At 68.7% G+C, this 4816-nt stretch carries 5 protein-coding genes; 4 read left to right on the forward strand and 1 reads right to left on the reverse strand.

Going from position 1 to position 4816, the window contains the following annotated elements:
- A partial coding sequence (locus HUU94_RS01160) for a prolyl oligopeptidase family serine peptidase (RefSeq protein ID WP_174273298.1) occupies positions 1-1160 on the forward strand: 1160 nt, incomplete at its 5' end.
- Between the two features lie 163 nt (positions 1161-1323).
- Positions 1324-2100 carry a hypothetical protein gene (locus tag HUU94_RS01165; protein ID WP_174273299.1) on the forward strand — a complete coding sequence of 259 codons (777 nt, stop codon included), beginning with the start codon at positions 1324-1326 and terminating at the stop codon, positions 2098-2100.
- 16 nt (positions 2101-2116) lie between these two features.
- Here the strand turns inward: HUU94_RS01165 and HUU94_RS01170 are convergent, their stop codons facing one another.
- Entirely contained in the window at positions 2117-3034 is a 918-nt protein-coding gene (locus HUU94_RS01170; protein WP_174273300.1) for a hypothetical protein, read from the reverse strand.
- A 285-nt stretch (positions 3035-3319) separates the two neighbouring features.
- On the opposite strand from HUU94_RS01170, the gene HUU94_RS01175 reads away from it, so the two are divergent.
- Together HUU94_RS01175 and HUU94_RS01180 are read left to right on the forward strand one after the other, a co-directional pair.
- On the forward strand, positions 3320-4099 hold the full coding sequence (locus tag HUU94_RS01175) for a DUF2334 domain-containing protein (RefSeq protein WP_174273301.1): 780 nt from the start codon (positions 3320-3322) through the stop codon (positions 4097-4099).
- Positions 4096-4816 (forward strand): glycosyltransferase (locus HUU94_RS01180; RefSeq protein WP_174273302.1); only part of this gene is annotated, 721 nt, incomplete at its 3' end. The genes HUU94_RS01175 and HUU94_RS01180, both read left to right, overlap by 4 nt.

Consider the following 4816-nt stretch of genomic DNA (forward strand, 5'->3'; position numbering starts at 1 on the left):
TCGCCGAGCTCGATCTCGCGGCGGTCAAGGCCACGCCGGGCAGGCTCGCCCCGCGCCTGGTGTGGACGCCCGGCCCGCGCGATTCGCTGGCCGGCGTCAGCTCGACGCGCGACAGATTGCTGATCGCCACCCTGTCGAACGTGCGCGGGCGGACCTGGGTCTATGCGCCCAAGCCCGGCGGCTGGACGGTGACGCGGCTGGCGCTGCCCGACGATCTCACGCTCGGCTACGGATCGACCGACGAACGCTCGAACCTCGCCTTCGTCAGCGCCACGGGCTTCCTCAACCCGTCGAGCCTCTATCTCGCCGATACCGGGACCGGCACGCTCAAGCAGGTCAAGACGATGCTGCCCAAGTTCGATGCTTCGAACCATGTGGTCGAGCAGTTCGAGGCGACCTCCACCGACGGCACCAAAATCCCCTATTTCGTCGTCCACCGCAAGGATATCGCGCTCGATGGCGCGACGCCGACGCTGATGACCGCCTATGGCGGCTTCCAGGTCAGCCAGACGCCGCGTTATTCGGGGATCACCGGCAAGCTGTGGCTGGAGAAGGGCGGCGCCTATGTGCTCGCCAACATCCGCGGCGGCGGCGAATTCGGCCCTGCCTGGCACGAGGCCGGGCTCACCACCAAGCGCCAGATCATCTACGACGATTTCGCCGCCGTGGCGAAGGACCTGATCGCGCGGCGGATCACCAGTCCGCGCCGGCTGGGGATCGAGGGCGGATCGAACGGCGGGCTGCTGATGGGGGTCCAGTTCACCCAGCATCCCGAGTTGTGGAACGCGGTGGTGATCGATGTGCCGCTGCTCGACATGATCCGCATCGGCAAGATCGCGGCGGGCGCATCGTGGCAGGGCGAATATGGCGACGTCGACGCCGATCCCGCGATCATGGCCTTCTGGCGTAAGCTTTCGCCCTATCACAATCTGCGCACCGGGGTGCGCTATCCCGAACCCTTCATCTTCACGACGACCAAGGACGATCGCGTCGGCCCGCAGCACGCGCGCAAGTTCGCGGCGCGGATGGAGGAGATGAAGCTGCCCTTCTATTATTATGAGAATACCGAGGGCGGGCACGGATCGGGCGCCGATCTCAAGCAGGCGGCGCATACCAGCGCGCTGACGATGACCTATCTGCAACGCAAGCTGATGGATTGAAGCGAGCGGTAACAGAACCGACGCGCACGATCGCTAACCGAGGCACGTCACCCCGGCCTTGAGCCGGGGTCCCGCTGCTTGGCCGATGCTGAAGAAGAAGCGGGACCCCGGCTCAAGGCGGGTGACGTTCAGCTTGAACAGGACAGCCCCCGGAGGAGCGCCGATGATCGGATTTCTGTTGGCGCTGACGGCAGCGGTGCCGCTCGTCGCGCAGGAGGTGCGTCGCCTCCCCGCCGAGGATGCGCGTCAGGGCGTCGCGTCGGGCGATGGCGCCCTGTTCGCGATCGACAATCGCGCGATCGCCCGGATCGATCCCGCCAGCGGCCGCCTGCTGGCGCGCTGGGAAGGCGATCCCGCGCATTTCAAGCATCTCAACTCGTGCATCGTCCGCGCGCGCGCGCTGATCTGCGCGGGGTCTAACTATCCCGATCTGCCGATGGCGAGCCGGATCGAAACTTTCGACGCGCGCACGCTCGCGCATCGCGACACGCGCGAGATGGGGGAGGGCCATGGCTCGCTCACCTGGGTCGATTGGCACGAGGGCGCGTGGTGGGCCTGCTACGCTAATTATGACGGGCGCGGCGGCCAGCCCGGGCGCGATCATCGCCAGACGACACTGGTGCGCTACGACATGCGCTTCCGCGAGGCTGCGCGCTGGACCTTTCCCGAGAGCGTGCTCGATCGCTTCGCGCCGCGCAGTTCTTCGGGAGGGGCGTGGGGCGACGATGGCCTGCTCTATGTCACGGGCCACGACCGGCCCGAGCTTTATGCCTTGCGCATACCCGCGTCGGGCACGGTGCTGGAGCATGTCGCGACGATCGCGCTGCCCACCGACGGCCAGGCGATCGGCTGGGACGCGGCGCGCTCGCGCATGCTGTGGTCGATCGAGCGCAAGACGCACGAGCTGGTGCTGAGCAAGGTGCCGTCCGTCACGCCCTGAGCGGGCGCCCGCGCGATCAGGCCTGCGCTTCGTCCGGCGCGGCCAGATCGAGCGCGCCGAGCCCGGCGGCGACCGCGAGGTGCGCGGCCAGCGTCAGCCCGGCGATCAGCGACACCAGGCTGGTCACGTCCGTCTCATGCCCGACGAGAAAGGCCGCCAGCCCCGCGAACACCAGATCCTTGTTGGGGATCAGCGGCAGGCGCGACACCAGCATTCTCAGCGTCGCGAGCAGCAGCCACCAGGTCAAAGGCGCGCTCGGCAGGATCAGCGCCCACAATATGGCGGTCAGCACCAGCGACGCGACGATGCGGACGAGGTGGACCAGCGCGATGAACGCCAGCTCGCGGCGCGGCAGGCTGAACAGGAAGCGGCGGAACAGCATCGTCGCGAGCGAACCGAGCGTGACGATCGCCGCCGATCCCGTGATCAGCGCGCCGTCGAAGCCCAGGTGCAGCCCGCGCAGCAGTGGCCAGCATGCCGCGACGAGCACCAGAGTGCAGACGTTGGCGACCGCCGCCGAAAGGATCGCGACATCCTTGACCGCCCCGAACGGCGCCGCGACCAGCGCCGCATGGCGCCGCGCCCAGCTATAGAAATAGACCTCGCCCGAATAGCCGAGCAGCACCTCGTTGCTCAGCCGCTTGCGCAGCAACGGCACTATCCCGCGCGCCGGCAGGTCCCACAGGCGGCGGAAGATCACCCACTCGCTGGCGGGCGCGAAGAAATAGCCGAGCAGGAACACCGTCCAGAACAAAGGCGAAACCGGCGTCATGCGCAGCAGGCGATGATATTCGAGGCTGCGTAGCTGGATCAGCGCGCCCGCCAGGATCGCCAGCGACAGCGCCGGCACCAGCCAGCGCCGCACGAAGCCCGGCGAAAGCTCCATCCGTTCGAAATCCAGCGTCGTCTTCTGAACGACGGTCAACGCCTCCATCAGGCGGCTTCCCCGCCGGCCGCAAGGCCCCGCTGCCGGCCATCGATGGTGGCAGTATCGCGCATGATTCCCGTAGGATTGGGCGCAAGGCCCGCTGACTTTCGAGATGCCGCGCGGTGCATGATGGGAGCAGGCCCGTAGGCCAGTGCGGGGATTCCGTCAATTTCGGTCCGGCGGGCGCCACGCCGGAAATTGCGACGAACGCGCTGCTGATCGAGGCGAGCGGCGACGTCTGATAGGCGAATGGTGCAGACCTCCCGCCCAATCCGGCCTATCGGGCCGCGCATGCCGCATGTCGCCGAAAAGAGATTGCTGGTCGCGATCCACGATGTTTCGCCGGCGTTCGAGCGGCCTGTGGAGATTTTGCTGGAGCGCCTCCAGCGGCGGCTGGGCGGCCCACGCGTGGCGATGCTGGTGGTGCCCGATCATTGGGGACGCGCGCCGCTGGATCGCGCGCCGGCCTTCGCGCGCCGCCTGCGGGACTGGGCGGACGCGGGCGTCGAGATGTTCCTCCACGGCTGGTCTCATCGCGACGAAAGCGCGCACGAACGCCGGTGGGATCGCTTCAAGGCGCGGCATCTTACCGCCTCCGAGGGCGAATTCCTCGGGCTTTCGGAAGCCGAAGCCTCGCGCCGCATCGCGGACGGGCTCGCCGTGCTCGAGCAGGCGATCGGCCGCGAGGCGAGCGGCTTCGTCGCGCCCGCTTGGCTCTACGGTCCCGGCGCGCATGCGGCGCTGCGCGCCCGTGGCATCGCGATGGCCGAGGATCATTGGCGGATATGGCGCCCCTCCGATGGCGCGATCCTCGCCACGGGGCCGGTGCTCACCTGGGCGAGCCGCAGCCGCCTGCGCACCGCCAGTTCGCTCGCCGCCGCGATGCTGGGGCGGATCGCGCTGCGCACGGCGCCGGTGGTGCGCATCGCCGTTCATCCCGGCGACACCACCAAGCCTGCTATCCTCGCCGACATCGATCGCACCGTCGGCCATTTCCTGAAAACGCATGCGCCCGCGCGCTACGCCGATCTGCGCGCGCCCGCGCTCCAGAGCCTGCGGGAGGCGGCATGAAGATCGTCGACGTCTGCGCTTTCTATGCGCCGCGCGGCGGCGGCGTGAAGACCTATGTCGAACATAAGCTCAAGGCCGGCCCCGAGCGCGGGCACGATATCGTCGTGATCGCCCCCGGCCCCGCAGACCGTATCGAGCGGCGCGGGCCGCTGGCGCGGATCGTCTGGATGCGTTCGCCGGCTTTCCCGCTCGACCGCAACTATCGTTATTTCGCCGATCGTCCCGCGCTGCATCGCGTACTGGATGCCGAGCGGCCCGATATCGTCGAGGTTTCCTCGCCGTGGCGCAGCGCCTCGATCATCGCCGATTGGCAAGGCGATGCCCCGATCGCGCTGATCGCGCATGCCGATCCGCTCTCCGCCTTCGCCTATCGCTGGTTCGGGGGTGTCGCCGATCGCGCGACGATCGATCGCCGCTTCGAATGGTATTGGCGCCACCTCCGCCGCCTGGATGCGCGCTTCGATCTGGTGGTCAGCGCCAGCGACAGCCTCTCGGTGCGGCTGCGCGCGGCGGGGCTGACCAAGGTCGTCACCAATCCGATGGGGGTCGAGGCGGGGGTCTTTTCGCCCGCCCACCGCGACGAGGCGCTGCGCGCGCGCCTGCTCGCGCAATGTGGGCTGCCGGCGGACGCGACGCTGCTGCTCGGCGTCGGGCGCCATTCGCCCGAGAAGCGCTGGGATCTCGTCATCCGCGCGGCGACGGCGGCGGGCGCGCAGG

The organism is Sphingomonas bacterium, from assembly GCF_903644055.1.
Taxonomy (GTDB): domain Bacteria; phylum Pseudomonadota; class Alphaproteobacteria; order Sphingomonadales; family Sphingomonadaceae; genus Sphingomonas_I.